The organism is Ruegeria sp. CDSA236 (assembly GCF_059611285.1).
In genome coordinates, this window is the sequence record NZ_JBXWPG010000009.1 from 93,550 (window position 1) to 112,298 (window position 18,749).

Annotated in this window: 13 protein-coding genes and 1 tRNA gene; 9 read left to right on the top strand and 5 right to left on the bottom strand. The window is 57.7% G+C overall.

What is annotated here, in order from left to right:
• Position 1: 1 nt before the first annotated feature.
• From AC2FLB_RS14865 to secA, 3 genes are all read right to left on the bottom strand, one after another.
• Positions 2–1,558, bottom strand: a complete 1,557-nt coding sequence (locus AC2FLB_RS14865) for a phosphate ABC transporter substrate-binding/OmpA family protein (protein ID WP_496709527.1) — start codon at positions 1,556–1,558, stop codon at positions 2–4.
• Positions 1,559–1,583: 25 nt separating this feature from the next.
• A complete protein-coding gene (locus AC2FLB_RS14870) occupies positions 1,584–2,510 on the bottom strand; it encodes a hypothetical protein (RefSeq protein WP_496709528.1) in 927 nt (308 codons plus the stop codon).
• A 100-nt stretch (positions 2,511–2,610) separates the two neighbouring features.
• Positions 2,611–5,328, bottom strand: coding sequence for a preprotein translocase subunit SecA (secA, locus tag AC2FLB_RS14875; protein ID WP_496692629.1), 2,718 nt, complete (start codon positions 5,326–5,328; stop codon positions 2,611–2,613).
• Positions 5,329–5,504: 176 nt separating this feature from the next.
• On the opposite strand from secA, the gene AC2FLB_RS14880 reads away from it, so the two are divergent.
• Genes AC2FLB_RS14880 through AC2FLB_RS14890 form a run of 3 tightly spaced genes read left to right on the top strand, consistent with a single transcriptional unit; the run spans position 5,505 to position 7,979 of the window.
• Positions 5,505–6,353 (top strand): peptidylprolyl isomerase, encoded by an 849-nt coding sequence (locus tag AC2FLB_RS14880; protein ID WP_142637319.1) that lies wholly within the window; start codon positions 5,505–5,507, stop codon positions 6,351–6,353.
• A gap of 4 nt (positions 6,354–6,357) precedes the next feature.
• Positions 6,358–7,584, top strand: a complete 1,227-nt coding sequence (argJ, locus tag AC2FLB_RS14885) for a bifunctional glutamate N-acetyltransferase/amino-acid acetyltransferase ArgJ (RefSeq protein WP_281973415.1) — start codon at positions 6,358–6,360, stop codon at positions 7,582–7,584.
• Positions 7,581–7,979 carry a (deoxy)nucleoside triphosphate pyrophosphohydrolase gene (locus AC2FLB_RS14890; RefSeq protein ID WP_142637315.1) on the top strand — a complete coding sequence of 133 codons (399 nt, stop codon included), beginning with the start codon at positions 7,581–7,583 and terminating at the stop codon, positions 7,977–7,979. Before argJ ends, AC2FLB_RS14890 begins: the two co-directional genes overlap by 4 nt.
• Before the next feature lie 133 nt (positions 7,980–8,112).
• Here the strand turns inward: AC2FLB_RS14890 and AC2FLB_RS14895 are convergent.
• A tRNA-Leu gene (locus AC2FLB_RS14895) sits at positions 8,113–8,199 on the bottom strand.
• 198 nt (positions 8,200–8,397) lie between these two features.
• On the opposite strand from AC2FLB_RS14895, the gene AC2FLB_RS14900 reads away from it, so the two are divergent.
• Complete coding sequence (locus tag AC2FLB_RS14900; protein WP_496699306.1) at positions 8,398–9,381, top strand: complex I NDUFA9 subunit family protein; 984 nt, start codon at positions 8,398–8,400, stop codon at positions 9,379–9,381.
• On the opposite strand, the gene AC2FLB_RS14905 is transcribed toward AC2FLB_RS14900, so the two are convergent.
• Positions 9,382–10,185 carry an undecaprenyl-diphosphate phosphatase gene (locus AC2FLB_RS14905; protein WP_142640289.1) on the bottom strand — a complete coding sequence of 268 codons (804 nt, stop codon included), beginning with the start codon at positions 10,183–10,185 and terminating at the stop codon, positions 9,382–9,384.
• Between the two features lie 230 nt (positions 10,186–10,415).
• On the opposite strand from AC2FLB_RS14905, the gene AC2FLB_RS14910 reads away from it, so the two are divergent.
• The 5 genes from AC2FLB_RS14910 to mtgA all read left to right on the top strand — a co-directional run bounded on the left by AC2FLB_RS14910 (position 10,416) and on the right by mtgA (position 18,710).
• Positions 10,416–11,849 carry an NAD(P)-dependent oxidoreductase gene (locus tag AC2FLB_RS14910; RefSeq protein WP_271951679.1) on the top strand — a complete coding sequence of 478 codons (1,434 nt, stop codon included), beginning with the start codon at positions 10,416–10,418 and terminating at the stop codon, positions 11,847–11,849.
• Positions 11,850–11,872: 23 nt separating this feature from the next.
• Positions 11,873–12,307, top strand: a complete 435-nt coding sequence (locus tag AC2FLB_RS14915) for a GFA family protein (protein WP_271951681.1) — start codon at positions 11,873–11,875, stop codon at positions 12,305–12,307.
• Positions 12,304–16,836 (top strand): glutamate synthase large subunit, encoded by a 4,533-nt coding sequence (gene gltB / locus AC2FLB_RS14920; RefSeq protein ID WP_496709529.1) that lies wholly within the window; start codon positions 12,304–12,306, stop codon positions 16,834–16,836. The genes AC2FLB_RS14915 and gltB overlap by 4 nt, the downstream gene beginning before the upstream one ends.
• Before the next feature lie 185 nt (positions 16,837–17,021).
• On the top strand, positions 17,022–17,936 hold the full coding sequence (locus AC2FLB_RS14925; RefSeq protein WP_496709531.1) for a Hint domain-containing protein: 915 nt from the start codon (positions 17,022–17,024) through the stop codon (positions 17,934–17,936).
• Positions 17,937–17,975: 39 nt separating this feature from the next.
• Entirely contained in the window at positions 17,976–18,710 is a 735-nt protein-coding gene (mtgA, locus tag AC2FLB_RS14930) for a monofunctional biosynthetic peptidoglycan transglycosylase (protein WP_496709532.1), read from the top strand.
• The last annotated feature ends 39 nt before the right edge of the window (positions 18,711–18,749 follow it).

Sequence of the window (18,749 nt, forward strand, 5' to 3'; positions counted from 1 at the left end):
GCTATTGAACCCAGACCTCGACCCGGCGGTTGACCTTTCGGCCCCATTCCGTGTCGTCGCAGGCCATGGGCATGGCCTCGCCAAATGCGTCGACCGTGATTTCGACGCTGTCCCCGATAGCGGTTTCAATCTCGGCCAATACGGCATTGCGAACGGTTTTTGCCCGCAACAATGCGATCCGCGCATTGGTTGACGCTGCCCCTTCGCCATCGCTGAAGCCGACAAACCTAAGCTTTCGGGCATCGAGGGTCCCGGATTCCAAAAGAAGGGCAAGATGTCGGATATTGGACCGTGACTGCGCATCCGGGCGCGAGGAACCGGGCTCGAACCGGAAGGACAGTGACAGGCGGGACATGGGTCTGAAAATCTCGACCAGCCGCTGAAGTTCCTCCAAACCAACTTCTGATCCGCCCGACGCGATCGCATTGGCAAGTCGATCCCCTTGCACCCCAAGACCCATAGTCTCTGGGGTTTGATCGACAAAGCCAACCTCGCGTATTGCCATCTGTGCCTCGGCTCCCTGGGTGTAGGCCAGGAATTGACGTGCAAAACGCGGCAATCGCCGGTCCGGCAGGTATAGAAACATAGGCGAGGTCAGCGGATAATCTTCGGTCTTAATTGACTGCCGAGTTGCCGCCAGCACATGACCGCATCCGCCGGTCAAAGGCAGGGCACGCGCGGTGCTGGCTTCGGCTTGGCTTGCGACACCTATTGAAAAGGGATCCGCAGCAACGGAACGCACCAGATCAGTACTGCGGTTATGCCGAATGGCCGCCTCGGAAAGGGCTGTGCCGGAGGGTGCCAGAAGCCTGTCTTCGACATTCTGGGCCAGACCCGAACCGGCTTCCGGAAGGTGCAGTGAAATTGGCGCATCGGGTCCGCCCAACTCGGCCCAACTCGTAATCTCGCCCGAAAACACCCGGGTTAATTCCGCAAGCGAGATTTGCTGTAACGGGTTCGAGTTGGCAACGATTGGTACCAAAGCGTCAAGCGCGATGACGCGGGCCCGGCGGGTGCGGGTCAGATCGCCAAGGCCTACCGCTTGTGTGGCTTGCTCCTCTTCGGGTCGGATTTCGCGCAACGCCAGAACAATATCAGCCTGGTTTTCTGCCTGCGCCCTAAATCCGCGCTCAGTATTCCCTGCGTCAAAGAAGAACCGACCCAGCGGTGCTGCCCTCCCGGGTTGGTGCAGTTCGTAAGAAAATGTGTTGGCGGTCAGCCTGTTTGGGGTCGCCGACAACCCTTGCTGCTGTGCGAAGCCAACAATCAGCGCTGGTAGAACCTTTTCCGCCATGACCGAAGATCCGGCAAATCGGATTTCAGCCACAAAGTCGGTCAGGCTTGGGCAGGCAGGTCCGGTACAGGTCACACCGGACCCATCAACTGTCAGCGTGCCGAATTGTGTTGCCACGCGATAGAACTCGCCGTCAAATCCCAGCAGGTCACCGGTGACTTCGACCTTGCCGTCATGCGATCTAAGCGAGATGTCTTGCGCCTGTGCGCCCGACGCGATTGTAACGGAAGCCAGTGCAGCCGCTGCCACACGAAAGAATGTCATAAGATGCCCGAGCCTGCCTGCGGATTTAGTTTGCGGCGATTGTCAGGTCTTGGAAGAGATTATTCAACACCAGAAACTCTCCGGTGCGGGAGCATTCAGGAAAACTCAGCGTCCTGTCTTTTGATCTCAACCGATCATCCCGCAATTCAAGCGACTGGATGTTCAGGTCGCGCCCGCAATTTTCTGAAGTCACCTCGGTTTCGACAGTGATTTCTATCGACCCGTTTTGGTTGGAAAGACCAGCAGGGAACGAATAGATTTCGATGTTTTTCATGTCCCCGGTTCCGGTATTGCCCAGACGCACTACCTGTCCGGCGCCTTCGGTCGGGGTCTCGGCCGAGACATGGCCATTGCCGCCATAGATGGCCCCGAATTCCAGCGCATGAATTTGCAGGTCAGTTTCACCCTGCCATTGCAGGGCAATGCGTTCGTAATTGGCAATGTCAGCGATATGGGTGGTTGCGACTGTTCCATGCTGGTCTTCAAACGAGATCAGAAAGATCGCATATTCTGACAGGGCCGGGATTGTCATATCCATGCGCCCTACTGCGTCGGTGCGCTGTGTGACTGTCAGACCGCTGTGGTGAATTTCCACGGATTCATTACTGTGGCAGGGGGCGTTGACGACCAGCCGGGCGGCAGCACCGGGAACGGCAGTAGCGCGCGCACTGAGGGTGCAGTCAACGGAATTGACAGGTTCTGATCGACTGGATTCGATAAAACGGCTGTCGGACCCGGTCTCTTCGCTTGTTCCGTGAACCGGCGCAGATGAGGTCAGAACGACTTCGCTTAACCCGGGGATGATTGAAGCCTGATCCGTAACTGATGCCACATCAACAGAAGCCCGCTCCCCTCGCGGTTGCGCAGGGGTTCCGTTCTGCATGAGGTAGCCAATGGCCAATGCACAAGCAACGGTGCCGCCAGTGGTTACGTAGTTCTTAATTACAAACAAGACACCCTCCCCAGTTGAAGGAGCGATTCGCACCCTGCAGTTGAATCACGGCTAATATGTGGCCGTGAGGCGGACTCATTGTGTCTCGATTGTGATGACGTTAGGTCAACCGGCCATGGCAATGCTTAAACTTCTTGCCTGAACCGCAGGGGCACTTGTCGTTGCGCGACGGGTTTCCCCAAGTTGCCGGGTCGTCTTCGACAAATCCAGGCCGCGCATCACCCGATGCTTCGGCCTCGGCCACCGCTTCGGCGTGACCAGTGGCCTGATCTACCGCCTGCTGCGCCCGTGCCTGCTGCGCTTGCATCTGGGTCAGCATTTCGCGCTGTTCCTCTTCGGTCAGCGGTCGCACGCGGGACAGCTGCTGGGTCACGGTTTCGCGCAACGAATCCAGCATGGATTCGAACAGCTGGAAGCTTTCGTTCTTGTATTCGTTCAGCGGGTCGCGCTGGGCATAGCCGCGGAAGCCCACGACCGAGCGCAGATGTTCCAGCGTCAACAGATGTTCGCGCCATTTGCTGTCGATCGTGTTCAGCAAGACCTGCTTTTCGATGTTGCGCATGTTCTCGGGGCCGAACGCGGCCACTTTTTGCGCCATCATCTCGTCAGCGGCGTTGATCAGCCGTTCGCGCACCTGCTCGTCATCTACGCCTTCCTCAGCGGCCCAATCCTGAACCGGGGCGTCAATGGTCAATTTTTCCTTGACCGCTGCGTGCAAACCCTCGGTATCCCACTGATCAGCATAGGATTTCGGCGGCATATATTCGTCGATCAGATCGTCGATCACCTGTTCACGCATGTCTGATACGATTTCGGACAGATCGTCGGCGGACATGATTTCGCGCCGTTGGCTGAATACCACCTTACGCTGGTCGTTCATCACATCGTCGAATTTCAGGACGTTCTTGCGCATGTCAAAGTTGCGACCTTCGACCTTGGATTGCGCCCGCTCCAGCGATTTGTTCACCCAAGGGTGGACGATGGCCTCACCTTCTTTCATGCCCAGCGTGGTCAGAACCTTGTCCAACCGTTCCGAGCCGAAGATGCGCATTAGGTCGTCTTCGAGGCTGAGGTAAAACACGGTGCGGCCCGGATCACCCTGACGGCCGGACCGGCCCCGCAGCTGGTTGTCGATACGGCGGCTCTCGTGCCGTTCGGACGCCATGACATACAGCCCACCGGCAGCCAGGACCTTTTCTTTTTCTTCAGCATGGCGGGCTTCTTCCGCGGCACGCAGCTCGGCCGGATCTGCCTCGGGGTTTTCGGCCAGCGCCTGCAGAACCTTCATTTCCACATTGCCGCCCAGCTGAATATCAGTACCGCGACCGGCCATGTTGGTGGCGATGGTTACTGCGCCATATCGGCCCGCATCGGCAACAATCTGCGCCTCTTGCTCGTGTTGGCGGGCATTCAGAACATTGTGCTGGATACCTTCTTTGGTGAGCATCTGGCTGAGCAATTCGGACTTTTCGATGGACGTGGTGCCCAGAAGGACCGGTTGTCCGTTTTTCTGGGCTTCCTTTGTCTCGTCGATCATGGCGCCGTATTTTTCGGCTGCGGTACGAAAGACCTGATCGTCCTCATCCAGACGCGCGATCGGTTTGTTGGTTGGTACTTCGACAACGCCCAGACCGTAGATTTCGGCAAATTCCTCAGCCTCGGTCAGCGCGGTGCCGGTCATGCCGCCCAGCTTGTCATACAGGCGGAAATAGTTTTGGAACGTCACGCTGGCCAATGTTACGTTTTCGGGCTGAATCTGCACGTTTTCCTTGGCTTCGATGGCCTGATGAAGACCTTCCGACAGGCGACGACCTGGCATCATGCGACCGGTGAACTCATCAATCAGAACGACATTGCCGTCCCGCACGATGTAATCTTTGTCACGTGTAAACAGCTTATGCGCGCGCAAGCCCTGGTTCACGTGGTGAACGACCGTGGTGCTTTCAGGATCATACAGCGAATGGTCTTCTGGGATCAGGCCGTTGGCAATCAACTGTTGCTCCAGAAACTCGTTACCCTCATCCGTGAAGGTCACGTTCCGGGACTTTTCGTCCAGCGTGAAGTGATCTTCTCCCAATGACGGGATCAGCGCATCAATCGCGGTATACAGGTCCGACCGGTCCTCGGAGGGCCCGGAAATGACCAGCGGCGTCCGCGCCTCGTCAATCAGGATCGAGTCGACCTCATCCACGATCGCGAAATTGTGGTGTTTCTGGTAAATTTGATCCAGTTCCGCCTTCATATTATCGCGCAGATAATCAAAACCCAGCTCATTGTTGGTGGCATAGGTCACGTCACAGGCATAAGCAGCCTTTTTCTCGGCATCGGGCTGCCCTGACCAGATGACACCGGTGGTCATGCCCACGGCGGCAAACACCTTGCCCATCCATTCCGAGTCGCGCTTGGCCAGGTATTCGTTCACTGTGACCACGTGCACGCCTTTACCGGTCAGCGCGTTCAGATAGGCGGGGAGGGTCGCAACCAATGTCTTGCCTTCACCCGTTTTCATCTCGGAAATATTGCCCTGATGCAGGAAGGCGCCGCCCATCAACTGCACATCAAAGGCACGCAGGCCCAGCGCGCGTTTTGCCCCTTCGCGTACGTTGGCAAACGCCTCGGGCAGCAGATCATCCAGGCTTTCGCCTTCCAACGCACGTTTGCGCAGCTCGGCGGTCTTTGCGATCAGGCCGTCATCCGACAGATTCTCGAACTCGGGTTCCAGCGCGTTGATCTGTTCGATCAGGGGGCGGGTCGCCTTGATCTTGCGGTCGTTCGGTGTTCCGAACACCTTTTTGGCGAGCGTTCCGAGTCCCAGCATGTTCACTCCAGCGGATCTGTTCTTGTCTTGGTTTTGACAGGCTTGCCCACCTTGCGCGCAACCCATAGATACGGGGGGTGAAAGGCGGCCCTGTCCAAGGCTTCAAAGCGATGTAAGCGGCAGGTTCCAGAGTGTCAACGCTGCGCCCTGCCGTGGCAAAGAAATAGGATGATTCCATGCCCAAAGGCCTCACTTTTCTGCCATCGCTGGCCCTTGCAACGGTGATGGCGCTGCCATTGGCCGCCGAAACCAAGCCCGATGCCAGCACGGTGGTCGCCCGCGTAAACGGCGAAGAAATCACTCTGGCGCATGTGATCGCAACAGTTGCGACACTGCCCCCCAACTACCAGCAGGTCGAAGATGATGTTCTGTATGATTTCATCATCGAGCAGCTGATTCAGCAGCAGTTGCTGGGCCAGGAGCAAGAAGGGCTGAGCAATCTGAACGCCTTGGCCATCGAGAACGAGACGCGGTCGTTGCTGGCGGTTCAGACCGTAAATGCCCTGATCGACGAAGTTGTAACGGCAGAAACCATTCAGACCGCCTATGATGCGCGCTTTGCCGAGTTTGAAGGCGAAGATGAGTTTAATGCCAGCCATATTCTGGTCGAGACCGAGGATGAGGCAAAAGACCTTAAGGCTCAGTTGGATGATGGCGCCGACTTTGCCGAGCTGGCCAAAGAAAAATCAACCGGTCCTTCCGGCCCGAATGGCGGGGTGCTGGGTTGGTTCGGCAAGGGGCAGATGGTTCCCGAGTTTGAAACCGCCGTTGTCGCGCTTGAGAAGGATCAGGTGTCTGACCCGGTGCAGACACAGTTCGGCTGGCACGTGATCATTCTGAATGACAAGCGCAAATCCGAAGCGCCCGCACTTGATGCGGTGCGCGACGAGCTGGCACAGGATCTGCAAAGTGAAGCTATTCAGGCCCGTATCGGCGAATTGACCCAGGCTGCACAGATCGAACGTCCTGCGCTCGAAGATGTGACTCCGGGCATCGTGCGTCAGTTGGACCTGATTCAGGAGTAACCCCGTGGCCTCGATCACCAAAGTCTCTCCGCTGGCCCCGGCGGCGTTTCCCGAATTGCCCGCGATTGACGGTGTGCGCTTTGCGACCGTCGAAGCCGGCGTACGCTATCAAGGCCGCACTGATGTGATGCTGGCGGTCCTGGATCCGGGCACATCAGTGGCTGGGGTCTTTACCCGCTCTGCCACACGCGCGGCACCCGTGCTGGATTGTCAGGACAAGATCGGCGGGCCAAGTGACGGGCCGGCGGCGATCCTTGTGAATTCGGGCAATGCTAATGCATTTACTGGGCATTATGGCCAAAGCTCGGTCGCCGAGGTGACGCAAGCAGTGTCCAAGACCACAGGCGTACCGGTCGAACGGGTTTTTACCTCGTCAACTGGTGTGATCGGTGAACCCTTGCCGCATGACCGCATCGTGGCGCAGCTTGAGGCCCTGAAATCCGGCCTCAGTCGCCACGCAATCGAAGATGCAGCGCGGGCCATCATGACCACGGATACCTTTCCGAAAGGAGCCTCGGCGCAGGTCGAGATTGATGGAAAAACGGTCTCTATTGCGGGGATTTCCAAGGGTTCTGGCATGATCGCGCCTGATATGGCGACGATGCTGGTTTATATCTTCACCGACGCCCAGGTCGAGCAATCCGCGCTGCAGCAGATGCTGGGTGCGCAAACCGACCGCACTTTCAACTGCATCACCGTCGACAGCGACACTTCGACGTCGGACAGCCTGCTGCTGTGTGCTACTGGGGCTTCGGGGGTGGATGCGACAGACAATGCCGCCTTTGCCGAGGCTTTGGAAACCGTGATGCTGGACCTTGCCCAACAAGTGGTACGCGATGGCGAGGGCGCCACGAAATTCGTAGAAATTCGTGTGACCGGGGCCGTCACCGATGCCGACGCCAAGGTGCATGGATTGGCGATTGCCAATTCACCACTGATAAAAACCGCCATTGCGGGCGAAGACCCGAATTGGGGCCGCGTCGTCATGGCCATCGGAAAATCGGGTGCAGCTGCCGACCGTGACCTGCTGAGCATTTCTTTCGGAGACATCCTTGTGGCCGAAAAAGGCTGGGTCAGCCCCGATTACCGCGAGGAAGACGCCGCCGAATACATGAAGGCTCAGGACCTTGTAATCGGCGTCGATCTAGGGCTGGGCGCGGGTAAATCCACCGTTTGGACCTGCGACCTGACCCATGGCTATATCGAGATCAACGCGGATTACCGGTCGTGAAAACAGTTCTGGTTTCTGCGGTCGCCCTGATAGACATTGAGGGCCGGGTGCTGCTGGCGCAGCGCCCCGAAGGCAAATCCATGGCTGGACTTTGGGAGTTTCCCGGCGGCAAGATCGAACCCGGCGAAACGCCCGAGGTCGCCCTGATCCGCGAACTGTACGAAGAACTGGGCATCAATACATGGTCCTCCTGCCTCGCCCCGCTGACCTTCGCCAGCCACAGCTATGATGATTTCCACCTGCTGATGCCGCTGTTTGCCTGCCGCAAATGGGAGGGCATTCCGCAATCGAAGGAAGGACAGGCGCTGAAATGGGTGCGTGCGAATGATCTGCGCAGTTACCCGATGCCTGCGGCAGATGTGCCGTTGATCCCGATTTTGCGGGATTGGCTTTAGGGTCCCGGTTCGATCTTGTCTGGACGCTGGAATTCAGCGGGCGATTTAAACCTATTGCAGCGCTTAGGCGCAGGCAAGAAATGGAAAAGCGCACGAGCGCAATCGCTTGAAAATTAGGGAGATGTTTGGAGTTTGGTGCCCAGGAGAGGACTCGAACCTCCACGTCCATACGGACACTAGCACCTGAAGCTAGCGCGTCTACCAATTCCGCCACCTGGGCAGGTGTCGTGGAGGGGCGTTTAAGCCTACTGGCGGAAGGCGTCAACCGGATTCGGGAAGTTTTTCGAAAGTTTTTTGACCACCGCTTTCAACCGTCTGTGCCGCGTTGCTTTTTCGTGGCTGCGCGGCGTTATTGCGCCTTGTTTGAAAGGGCATTGGGCGGTAGATCGGATCAGGACCCAATAGCAGGAGCCCTCAAATGTCCAAACTGGTCACGATTTATGGCGGATCCGGATTTGTCGGCCGGTATATTGCGCGACGTCTGGCGAATGAAGGCTGGCGCGTTCGGGTTGCGGTGCGCCGTCCGAACGAAGCGATGTTTGTTAGACCCTACGGTGCGGTGGGGCAGGTCGAACCTGTCCTGTGTAACATCCGCGATGACGCTTCGGTTGCTTTGGCGATGCGGGGGGCTGATGCGGTGGTGAACTGTGTTGGTGTGTTGAACGAGATTGGCCGGAATGAATTCGATACCGTTCAAACCGAAGGGGCTGAACGCATTGCGCGTCTAGCAGCCGCTGAAGGTGTAACCCGTATGGTCCATATCTCGGCCATTGGTGCTGATGCCGAGGCGGGGAGCGAATACTCTCGTACCAAAGCGCAGGGCGAGGCCGGTGTTCTGGCGCATATGCCGGGTGCAATGATCCTGCGCCCTTCGGTGATTTTCGGAACCGAGGATCAGTTCTTCAACCGTTTCGCTGCGATGACCCGGATGGGGCCATTTCTGCCGCTGGTCGGGGCCCAGACGCAATTTCAGCCGGTCTATGTGGATGATGTCGCTAAGGCTGCGGTGCAGGGCGTGCTGGGGCAGGCCAGCGGGGGTGTCTACGAACTGGGCGGACCCGAAGTGAAAACCTTCCGTGCGTTGATGCTGCAGATGCTGGATGTGATCAACCGCCACCGGATTATCCTTGGGATTCCCTTTTGGGTGGCCCGGATCATGGCGGGAATGCTGGACATAATGAAATTTGCGAGCTTTCAGTTGTTTCCGAACAATATCTTGACGCGTGATCAACTCAAGAATCTGCGTCACGACAATGTTGCTTCGGATAGCGCGCTTGGCTTTGCCGATCTGGGGATCGAGCCGGCGACGCTGGAATCGGTCCTGCCGGATTATCTGTGGAAGTTCCGCCCCTCGGGTCAGTATGATGACATACAGAACTCGGCCAGCAATATGCGGACCTGATCAGCTGTAGGCGATGACCAGAAGGATTGCGCCCACTACTACGCGGTAGATCACGTATGGCGTAAAGCTGACGCTGCGCAACAGGCGCATCATCAGCGACAAGGCAAGCAGCGCGGACAGAAACGCAAAGAAGGCAGCAACAGCACTGTCGAACGCCAGTTGGGCATTTGCCTGGCGGATGACCTCTGTGGACAGCAGCGCTCCGGATGCCAGAATCGTGGGTATGGACATCAACATCGCGATGCGTGCGCCGTCTTCGCGGCTGTATCCAAGCTGGCGCGCCCCGGTGATCGTGATCCCGGACCGGGATGTTCCGGGGATCAGTGCCAGAACTTGCCACAGGCCCATGATCATCGCATCGCGCAGGCCCCAGTCAGAGGTTTCTTTGCTTTGCGGCCCTTTCTGGTCCATCCAGTAGAGCAATATGCCGAACCCCAGCATCGTCCAGCCGATGACCGTCATTGAGCGCAGAGACTGGCTGAGCCCGGTTTTGAACAGGATCGCTCCGACAATGACGGTTGGGATCGTGGCCAGAATCAGCCCCAGGGCCAATCGGGCTTGTGGTGTATCGGTGCGCCCCAAAAGAGCCTGCGGCAGTCCGGAAATCGCCATTTTCACATCAGACCAGAAATACAGAATTACGGCGCCCAGAGTGCCCACATGCACAGCGACATCGATGGCCAACCCCTGATCGTCCATACCGGTCAGGCTGGGTAAAAGTATCAGATGACCCGAAGATGAGATCGGCAGAAATTCGGTAATTCCCTGAATGACTGCTGCAAGAATCAACTGAAAAAGACTCATTTACCTGCCCGTGCTGCCGTCACGTGTTCTTTGTGATCCCTGCGTATAAGCGCGGTAAGGAAAAGAAAAGGATGCAAATAGGTCCGAATCGGAACTAAAATCCTGTATTTCTCACTGGTCATCGGTGGAATCCCGCAAAGTTTTTGAAAAAAGGTCAGTACACTTGACTTTTAATCCCCCTACGCATCTTTTAAAGAGGCGCGACCAAGCCAATTCATGGAGTCTGACCCGTGGCCAAGCAACCGATGCTGAAATTTGTGCAGATCGACCGAGTAATGCCGGAAAAACGGGCCGCAGATGCCCGCACGGAAGACTTTGACGAAATCTATGCCGAATTCGCTGCTGCCAAAGCTGAAGAACAGGCCAGCCGCTGCAGCCAATGCGGTGTGCCTTATTGTCAGTCGCATTGCCCGCTGCACAACAACATCCCCGACTGGCTGAACCTGACCGCAACGGGCCGTCTGGAGGAGGCCTATCACACCAGTCAGGCCACCAACACCTTCCCCGAGATTTGTGGGCGCATCTGCCCACAGGACCGCCTGTGCGAAGGGAATTGCGTGATCGAACAATCTGGGCACGGCACTGTTACCATTGGCTCGATCGAGAAATATATCACCGACACTGCCTGGGAAAAGGGGTGGGTCAAGCCGGTCGTACCGGGTGCTGAGCGCCGCGAAAGCGTCGGCATCATCGGCGGCGGCCCTGGTGGACTGGCAGCGGCGGACATGCTGCGCCGTGCGGGTATTCAGGTCTCCGTGTATGATCGCCATGACCGGGCAGGCGGACTGCTGATGTATGGAATTCCGGGTTTTAAGCTGGAAAAAGACGTTGTTCAGCGCCGCAATGACCTGTTGGCTGATGGCGGGGTTGAGTTTGTTCTGAATTGCGACGTGGACGCCGCCAAATTCGCGGAAATCCGTTCCAAACATGATGCGATTATCATCGCAACCGGCGTTTACAAGTCGCGCGACCTGTCCATGCCTGGGAGCGGTTTGACGGGTATTGAAAAGGCCATCGACTTCCTGACAGCCTCGAACCGCAAAAGCTTTGGAGACGAGGTCGAAGATTTCGACAATGGCCGTTTGAATGCCGAAGGCAAAAAAGTTGTCGTGATCGGTGGCGGTGATACCGCGATGGATTGCGTGCGGACTTCGATCCGTCAGGGTGCGACCTCGGTCAAATGCCTGTATCGCCGCGACCGCGCGAACATGCCCGGATCGCAGCGCGAAACGCAGAATGCCGAGGAAGAAGGCGTCGTATTCGAATGGCTAAGCGCGCCAAAGGGCTTTACCGGCGATGATCAGGTTTCCGGCGTTATGGTCCAGAAGATGCGTTTGGGTCAGCCCGATGCCACCGGCCGTCAGGCCCCCGAGTTGATCGAAGGCGCGGATTATGTCGAAGACGCTGATCTGGTGATCAAGGCGCTGGGGTTCGAGCCCGAAGACCTGCCCACCCTGTTTGGCCAGCCTGACCTGCCCGTGACCCGCTGGGGCACTGTAAAAGCAGCATTCGAGACCGGCGAGACCGAGATGGACGGGGTCTATGCCATCGGTGACATCGTGCGGGGTGCCTCGCTGGTGGTCTGGGCGATCCGCGATGGGCGCGACTGCGCCGACGCGATCCTTGACCGTTTCAACAACACGGCTGCGGTTGCAGCCGAATAAGCCCCGCGACAGGAGGGACAGAGATGCCCGAATTGCAAGGCCAATGTATGTGCGGCGCGGTCACAGTGACTGCCACCCCGGCGAAAGAGTCGTTGGGCGCGTGCCATTGCGACCAGTGTCGCCGCTGGACTAGCTCGATGCTGATAACGTTTCCCGCGCAAGAGGGGTATGCGGCCCTTGGGCCGGTTAAGACCTTTACGTCCTCGGACTGGGCGGAACGTGCATTTTGCGCCGATTGCGGATCGGCCCTGTGGTACCGGATTACGCTGCCGGGTGAAATGCACGGGCATACCCAAATGGCAGCAGGCCTGTTCGACGACACGGACAATCCGCTGCAACTGGAACTTTATATCGACAAAAAGCCTGACGGGTACGCGTTCGCAGGCGAGCGTCGGCAGATGACCAAAGCTGAGGTCGAAGCCATGTACGGCCTGCCGGAAGAAGGAGACAGCCAATGACCAAATATGATGCCGATTGGGTACGGGCCGAAGAAGCCAAACGTCAGTTCATGGCCGAAAACGGTCTCTATTCCGAGGAAGAAGAGCATTCGTCCTGCGGTGTGGGTCTTGTGGTCTCAGTCGATGGCAAGCCGTCACGCAAGGTTGTGGATGCTGGCATCGCCGCGCTCAAGGCGATCTGGCACCGCGGCGCGGTAGATGCGGATGGCAAGACCGGCGACGGCGCGGGTATCCATGTGCAGATCCCGGTTCCTTTCTTCTATGACCAGATCCGTCGCACCGGGCACGAGCCCAAATTGGATCAGCTGATCGCGGTTGGTCAGGTCTTTCTGCCCCGCACTGATTTCGGTGCGCAGGAACAGTGCCGGACCATCGTGGAATCCGAAGTGCTGCGCATGGGTTATTATATCTATGGCTGGCGCCACGTTCCGGTTGATGTCACCTGCCTCGGCGAAAAGGCCAACGCGACCCGGCCCGAGATTGAGCAAATCCTGATCTCGAATTCCAAAGGCGTGGACGAAGAGACATTCGAGCGTGAGCTTTATGTCATCCGTCGCCGCATTGAAAAGGCTGCCGCAGCGGCCGGGATTTCCGGGCTGTATCTGGCTTCGCTGTCGTGTCGTTCGATCATCTACAAAGGCATGATGCTGGCCGAGCAGGTCGCGGTTTTCTACCCCGATCTGATTGATGAACGGTTCGAATCCGCCTTTGCCATCTATCACCAGCGCTATTCGACCAACACCTTCCCGCAATGGTGGCTCGCCCAGCCCTTCCGCATGCTGGCCCATAACGGTGAGATCAACACCCTCAGGGGCAACGTCAACTGGATGAAAAGCCATGAAATCCGCATGGCCAGTGGCACCTTTGGCGATTACGCCGAGGATATCAAACCGATCATCGCTGGTGGATCGTCGGATTCTGCCGCATTAGACTCTGTATTCGAAGTTCTTGTACGCGCAGGCCGCTCGGCCCCGATGGCGAAAACCATGCTGGTGCCCGAAAGCTGGTCCAAGCAGGCGGTGGAATTGCCGCAGGCCTGGCGCGACATGTATTCTTACTGCAACTCGGTGATGGAACCCTGGGATGGCCCTGCCGCGTTGGCCATGACCGATGGCCGCTGGGTCTGTGCCGGTCTTGACCGGAATGGATTGCGTCCGATGCGTTATGTGGTCACTGGAGATGGTCTTGTAATTGCAGGCTCCGAGGCCGGGATGGTCCCGATTGATGAGGCCAGCGTGACCGAAAAGGGCGCGTTGGGCCCGGGCCAAATGCTGGCCGTGGATATGAAAAAGGGCAAGCTGTATCGCGATACGCAGATCAAGAACAAGCTGGCCCGCGCACTGCCATTCGGCGATTGGGTCGGCAAGATCAACGATTTGGACGAGTCTCTGGCTGGAATCACCGAAGCGCCGATCTATGCGGGCGAGGAGCTGCGCAAGCGTCAAATCGCCGCCGGATATTCGATCGAGGAACTGGAGCAGATTCTGGCGCCAATGGCCGAAGATGGAAAAGAGGCACTGGCTTCAATGGGCGATGACACGCCATCGGCTGTTCTGTCGAAACAGTACCGTCCGCTCAGCCATTTCTTCCGCCAGAACTTCAGCCAGGTGACCAATCCTCCCATCGACTCGTTGCGCGAATATCGTGTGATGTCGCTGAAAACCCGGTTCGGAAACCTGAAAAACGTGCTGGATGAAGACAGCAGCCAAACCGAAATTATTGTGCTGGAAAGCCCGTTTGTGGGCAATGCCCAATGGGAAGCATTGGCTGAAAACTTCAATGCTCCATTAGCAGAAATCGACTGTAGCTTTGAAGCCGGACAAGGGGCGCTGGGCGCAGCTTTGGCCCGTATTAGAGCCGAAGCCGAAGAGGCCGTGCGCTCGGGCGCGGGGCATTTGGTTTTGTCCGATATGAATTCAGGTCAGGGTCGCGTGGCGATGCCAATGATCCTGGCAACAAGCGCGGTGCACTCGCATCTGACCCGCAAGGGTCTGCGCACCTTCTGCTCGCTGAACGTGCGGTCGGCGGAATGCGTTGATCCGCATTACTTCGCCGTTCTGATCGGGTGTGGGGCCACTGTGGTCAACGCCTATCTGGCCGAAGATTCTCTGGCCGATCGTATTGATCGCGGGTTGCTGGATGGCAGCCTGACCGAAAATGTCGCGCGGTACCGCGAGGCGATTGACCAGGGCTTGCTGAAAATCATGGCCAAGATGGGGATTTCGGTGATCTCATCCTATCGTGGCGGATTGAACTTTGAGGCCGTGGGCCTCAGCCGTGCCATGGTCGCCGAGTTCTTTCCCGGTATGACCAGCCGGATTTCCGGCATCGGTGTTACGGGTATTCAATCCAAGGCCGAAGAGATCCATGCCAAGGGCTGGGAAAGCGGTCTGGATGTTCTGCCGATCGGTGGTTTCTATAAGGCGCGGAAGTCGGGCGAAACCCATGCGTGGGAAGCGACCTCGATGCATATGCTGCAGATGGCCTGCAACAAAGCGTCGTATGAGCTGTGGAAGCAGTATTCGGCCAAGATGCAATCGAACCCGCCGATCCATCTGCGCGACCTGATGGATTTCAAACCGCTGAGCAAGCCGATCCCGATTGAAGAGGTGGAATCTATCACCTCGATCCGCAAACGGTTCGTGACGCCGGGCATGTCGCTGGGGGCGCTGTCGCCGGAGGCGCACAAGACGCTGAACGTTGCGATGAACCGGATCGGGGCGAAATCCGACAGCGGCGAGGGCGGCGAAGATCCGGCGCATTTCGTGCCGGAACCCAATGGTGACAACCCCTCGGCCAAGATCAAACAGGTGGCTTCGGGCCGGTTCGGTGTAACCGCCGAATACCTGAACCAGTGCGAAGAGCTGGAAATCAAGGTTGCCCAGGGTGCCAAACCCGGTGAGGGCGGGCAGTTGCCTGGCATGAAGGTCACCGACCTGATTGCGCGCCTGCGCCATTCGACCAAGGGTGTAACACTGATCTCACCGCCGCCGCACCACGATATCTATTCGATCGAGGATCTGGCGCAGTTGATCTATGATCTGAAACAGATCAACCCGCGCTGTAAGGTGACGGTCAAGCTGGTGGCGTCCTCGGGTGTTGGCACGATTGCTGCAGGTGTAGCCAAGGCAAAAGCGGACATTATCCTTATTTCGGGTCACAATGGCGGCACCGGCGCGTCGCCTGCGACATCCATCAAATATGCTGGTCTGCCGTGGGAGATGGGCCTGACCGAGGCGCATCAGGTTCTGGCGATGAACAACCTGCGGGATCGCGTGACCCTGCGAACCGATGGCGGCTTGCGTACCGGTCGTGACATCGTCATGGCCGCGATGATGGGGGCCGAGGAATACGGTATAGGCACTGCCGCCCTTATCGCGATGGGCTGTATCATGGTGCGTCAGTGCCAGTCCAACACTTGCCCAGTTGGCGTGTGTACTCAGGACGAAAGCCTGCGCGCCAAATTCACCGGTAATGCCGATAAGGTCGTCAACCTGATCACCTTCTACGCGCAAGAAGTGCGCGAGCTGCTGGCCAGCCTGGGTGCGCGCTCGATTGACGAGATCATCGGTCGGGCAGATCTGCTAGCGCAGGTCAGCCGAGGGTCGGCGCATCTGGATGATCTGGACCTCAACCCGCTGCTGATCACCGTCGATGGTGCCCATAACATCGTCTATAATCGCGACAGAGACCGGAACGCGGTGCCCGATACGCTGGATGCGGAAATCGTGCGCGATGCCGCCCGGTTCCTGAAAGACGGCGAGAAAATGCAGCTGTCTTACGCAGTGCAAAACACGCACCGAACCGTTGGGACGCGGGTTTCCAGCCATATCGTGCAAAATTTCGGGATGCGGAACACGTTCCAGTCGGATCACCTGCACGTGAAGCTGCAGGGCTCTGCCGGTCAGTCGCTGGGAGCGTTTGCAGCGCCGGGACTCAAGCTTGAAGTTTCGGGTGATGCCAATGACTATGTCGGAAAGGGCTTGTCTGGTGGTATGATTGTTGTGCGTCCACCGCAGGTCAGCCCGCTGAAGGCGGATGACAACACCATCATTGGCAACACGGTTCTGTATGGGGCCACGGACGGGTATCTGTTTGCAGCAGGCCGCGCCGGGGAACGGTTCGCTGTGCGCAATTCAGGCGCCAAGGTGGTGATCGAAGGCTGCGGCTCGAACGGGTGCGAATACATGACCGGCGGGGTCGCCGTGATCCTGGGCAGTATCGGCGCCAATTTCGGAGCGGGCATGACAGGCGGCATGGCTTATCTGTACGACCCCGACGGCAAGGCGCAGGCGCTGATGAATATGGAAACGCTGGTGACATGCCCCGTGACCATTGGCCATTGGGAAGATCAGCTGAAATCGCTGATCGAAACCCATCAGGCCGAAACCATTAGCCGCAAGGCTGCGGATATCCTGCAGCACTGGGAGGTCGAGAAGGCGAACTTTATCCAGGTCTGCCCGAAAGAGATGCTGAACAAGCTCAGCCATCCGTTGGCGGTCGAGGCAACAGCGGTTCCTGCAGAGTAATCTGAGGACTAATGAAAATGGCAACCCCGCGTGTCTTTTAAAACACGTGGGGTTTTCTTTTATTGGTCCTAGGTGGTCGTTTGCCTTGTCGAAACGGGCCCAATAAGCCTAGATTTCGTCACTTTTTGTTCGGAAGTTGCGGTTAGGCTGCCTTGCAGTCGTGCGAACGCGTAGGAGTCTGTTAGATGCCAACCACCTATCTTGATCAGTTTTATTCGTTTGACCCCGCGAATCCGCCACCGGGCGGTACATCGGTAGTTGTTGATAAATTCAACCTCACCGATGTGGATGACGATGGCGAGATCGACGCGCCCAGCGGGGATACGGTAAACGGCCAGGATGTAACTTCGTCGTGGCCGGGTGATGTTGTTACGATTAACGTGACAGGCGTTGGCAATGTCACCTATACCGGCACGACCTTCTATCTTGCTGACGGAACCCGTGTCTTTACACCAACAGACGGGCAGGTTCTGCAACCGGGCACGTTTGTCTCATCAACATTTGTCAACACGCAGGGGCCGCTAGATGTTGGCAATCTTGGCCCGCCCTGTTTCACCCCCGGAACGCTGATCGAAACGCCTGACGGCGCTTGCTCAGTCGAAGATCTGAAGCCCGGCGATATGGTCATCACAATTGACAACGGTGCGCAGCCGCTGCTTTGGGTGGGGCGGACCACGGTTGAGGCCGAAGGCAAGCTGGCGCCCATTCGGTTTGAGGCTGGCGTGCTAGGGCTGGAACAGCCTTTGATCGTGTCGCCACAGCACCGGATGCTGGTCTCGGACTGGCGGGCGCCGTATTTGTTCGGCCATTCCGAAGTGCTGATCGCAGCGCATTGCCTGGTCAACGGGGATTCTGTTACGCGTGTTGAGGGTGGTCAGATCGACTATATTCATCTTCTCTTTTCGCGCCATGAGATCGTCATTGCAAATGGGGCCAAAAGCGAAAGTTATTACCCGGGGCACGCGCTCTCTCAGTCTGACGCCGAGACAAAGGCTGAAGTTCTGGCCCTGTTTCCCGAATTGCAGACCCGCGATGCGGTCCTGCCAGAAACCGCCCGTCCCGTGATACGTCCGCGCGAGGCGCGCGCTTTGGCGATTTAATCCGTTCCAAACATCGTCGCCGCGTCGTATAGCAACAATATGGCAAAGAAAGCAGCGCGCAAATCGAGCAGTAAGAAAAGCAAGGCGTCGAAGGCAAAGAACCAGACACAATCGCGGATTCGCCGCTGGGTGACCCGCGCAGTATTGGGTCTGGTTGCGTTTGTTGTGGCGCTTGTGGTGCTTTTTTCTGTGGTGAATCCCCCGGTAACCCATACGATCTGGTCTGAATGGCGGCGGCTGGGCAAAGTTCAGCGCGATTGGGTGCCGATTGAACAGATCTCGCCCGTCATGGCGCGATCCGTGGTGGCGGCAGAGGATGCCAATTTCTGCCTGCACTGGGGGTTTGATGTCGATGCCATTCGCGATGCTTTGGAGGAAGGCGGTACACGTGGCGCCTCAACCATCACGCAGCAAGTGGTGAAGAATGTGTTCCTGTGGCAGGGACGCAGTTGGGTGCGTAAGGCGCTTGAGACATCTCTCACCCCCGTGGTCGAGATTTTCTGGAGCAAGCAGCGCATTCTCGAGGTCTATTTGAACGTTGCCGAGACTGGCGAAAGTGTGTTTGGCGTTGAGGCCGCAGCCCAGCGCAACTTCAATGTGACCGCGGCCCAGCTGTCGCCAGTTCAGGCCGCACGTATTGCCGCAATCCTGCCTTCTCCCAAAAACAGGTCCGTTCGGGATCCGTCGGTCCGCACACGCAGACGGGCTGCCTCGATCCTCGATGGGGCGGCCACCATTCGCGCAGATGGTCGCGCGGATTGTTTCGAGGATTGAAACCCAAGGCCCTGCAAGGCTAAAGCTTGAGTGTATTCA

Bases quoted from the DNA above. Each gene is read 5' to 3' on its own strand.
- AC2FLB_RS14865 (WP_496709527.1), bottom strand. From the start codon at position 1,558: ATGACATTCTTTCGTGTGGCAGCGGCTGCACTGGCTTCCGTTACAATC.
- secA (WP_496692629.1), bottom strand. From the start codon at position 5,328: ATGCTGGGACTCGGAACGCTCGCCAAAAAGGTGTTCGGAACACCGAAC.
- AC2FLB_RS14880 (WP_142637319.1), top strand. From the start codon at position 5,505: ATGCCCAAAGGCCTCACTTTTCTGCCATCGCTGGCCCTTGCAACGGTG.
- AC2FLB_RS14900 (WP_496699306.1), top strand. From the start codon at position 8,398: ATGTCCAAACTGGTCACGATTTATGGCGGATCCGGATTTGTCGGCCGG.
- AC2FLB_RS14905 (WP_142640289.1), bottom strand. From the start codon at position 10,185: ATGAGTCTTTTTCAGTTGATTCTTGCAGCAGTCATTCAGGGAATTACC.
- AC2FLB_RS14915 (WP_271951681.1), top strand. From the start codon at position 11,873: ATGCCCGAATTGCAAGGCCAATGTATGTGCGGCGCGGTCACAGTGACT.
- gltB (WP_496709529.1), top strand. From the start codon at position 12,304: ATGACCAAATATGATGCCGATTGGGTACGGGCCGAAGAAGCCAAACGT.
- AC2FLB_RS14925 (WP_496709531.1), top strand. From the start codon at position 17,022: ATGCCAACCACCTATCTTGATCAGTTTTATTCGTTTGACCCCGCGAAT.
- mtgA (WP_496709532.1), top strand. From the start codon at position 17,976: ATGGCAAAGAAAGCAGCGCGCAAATCGAGCAGTAAGAAAAGCAAGGCG.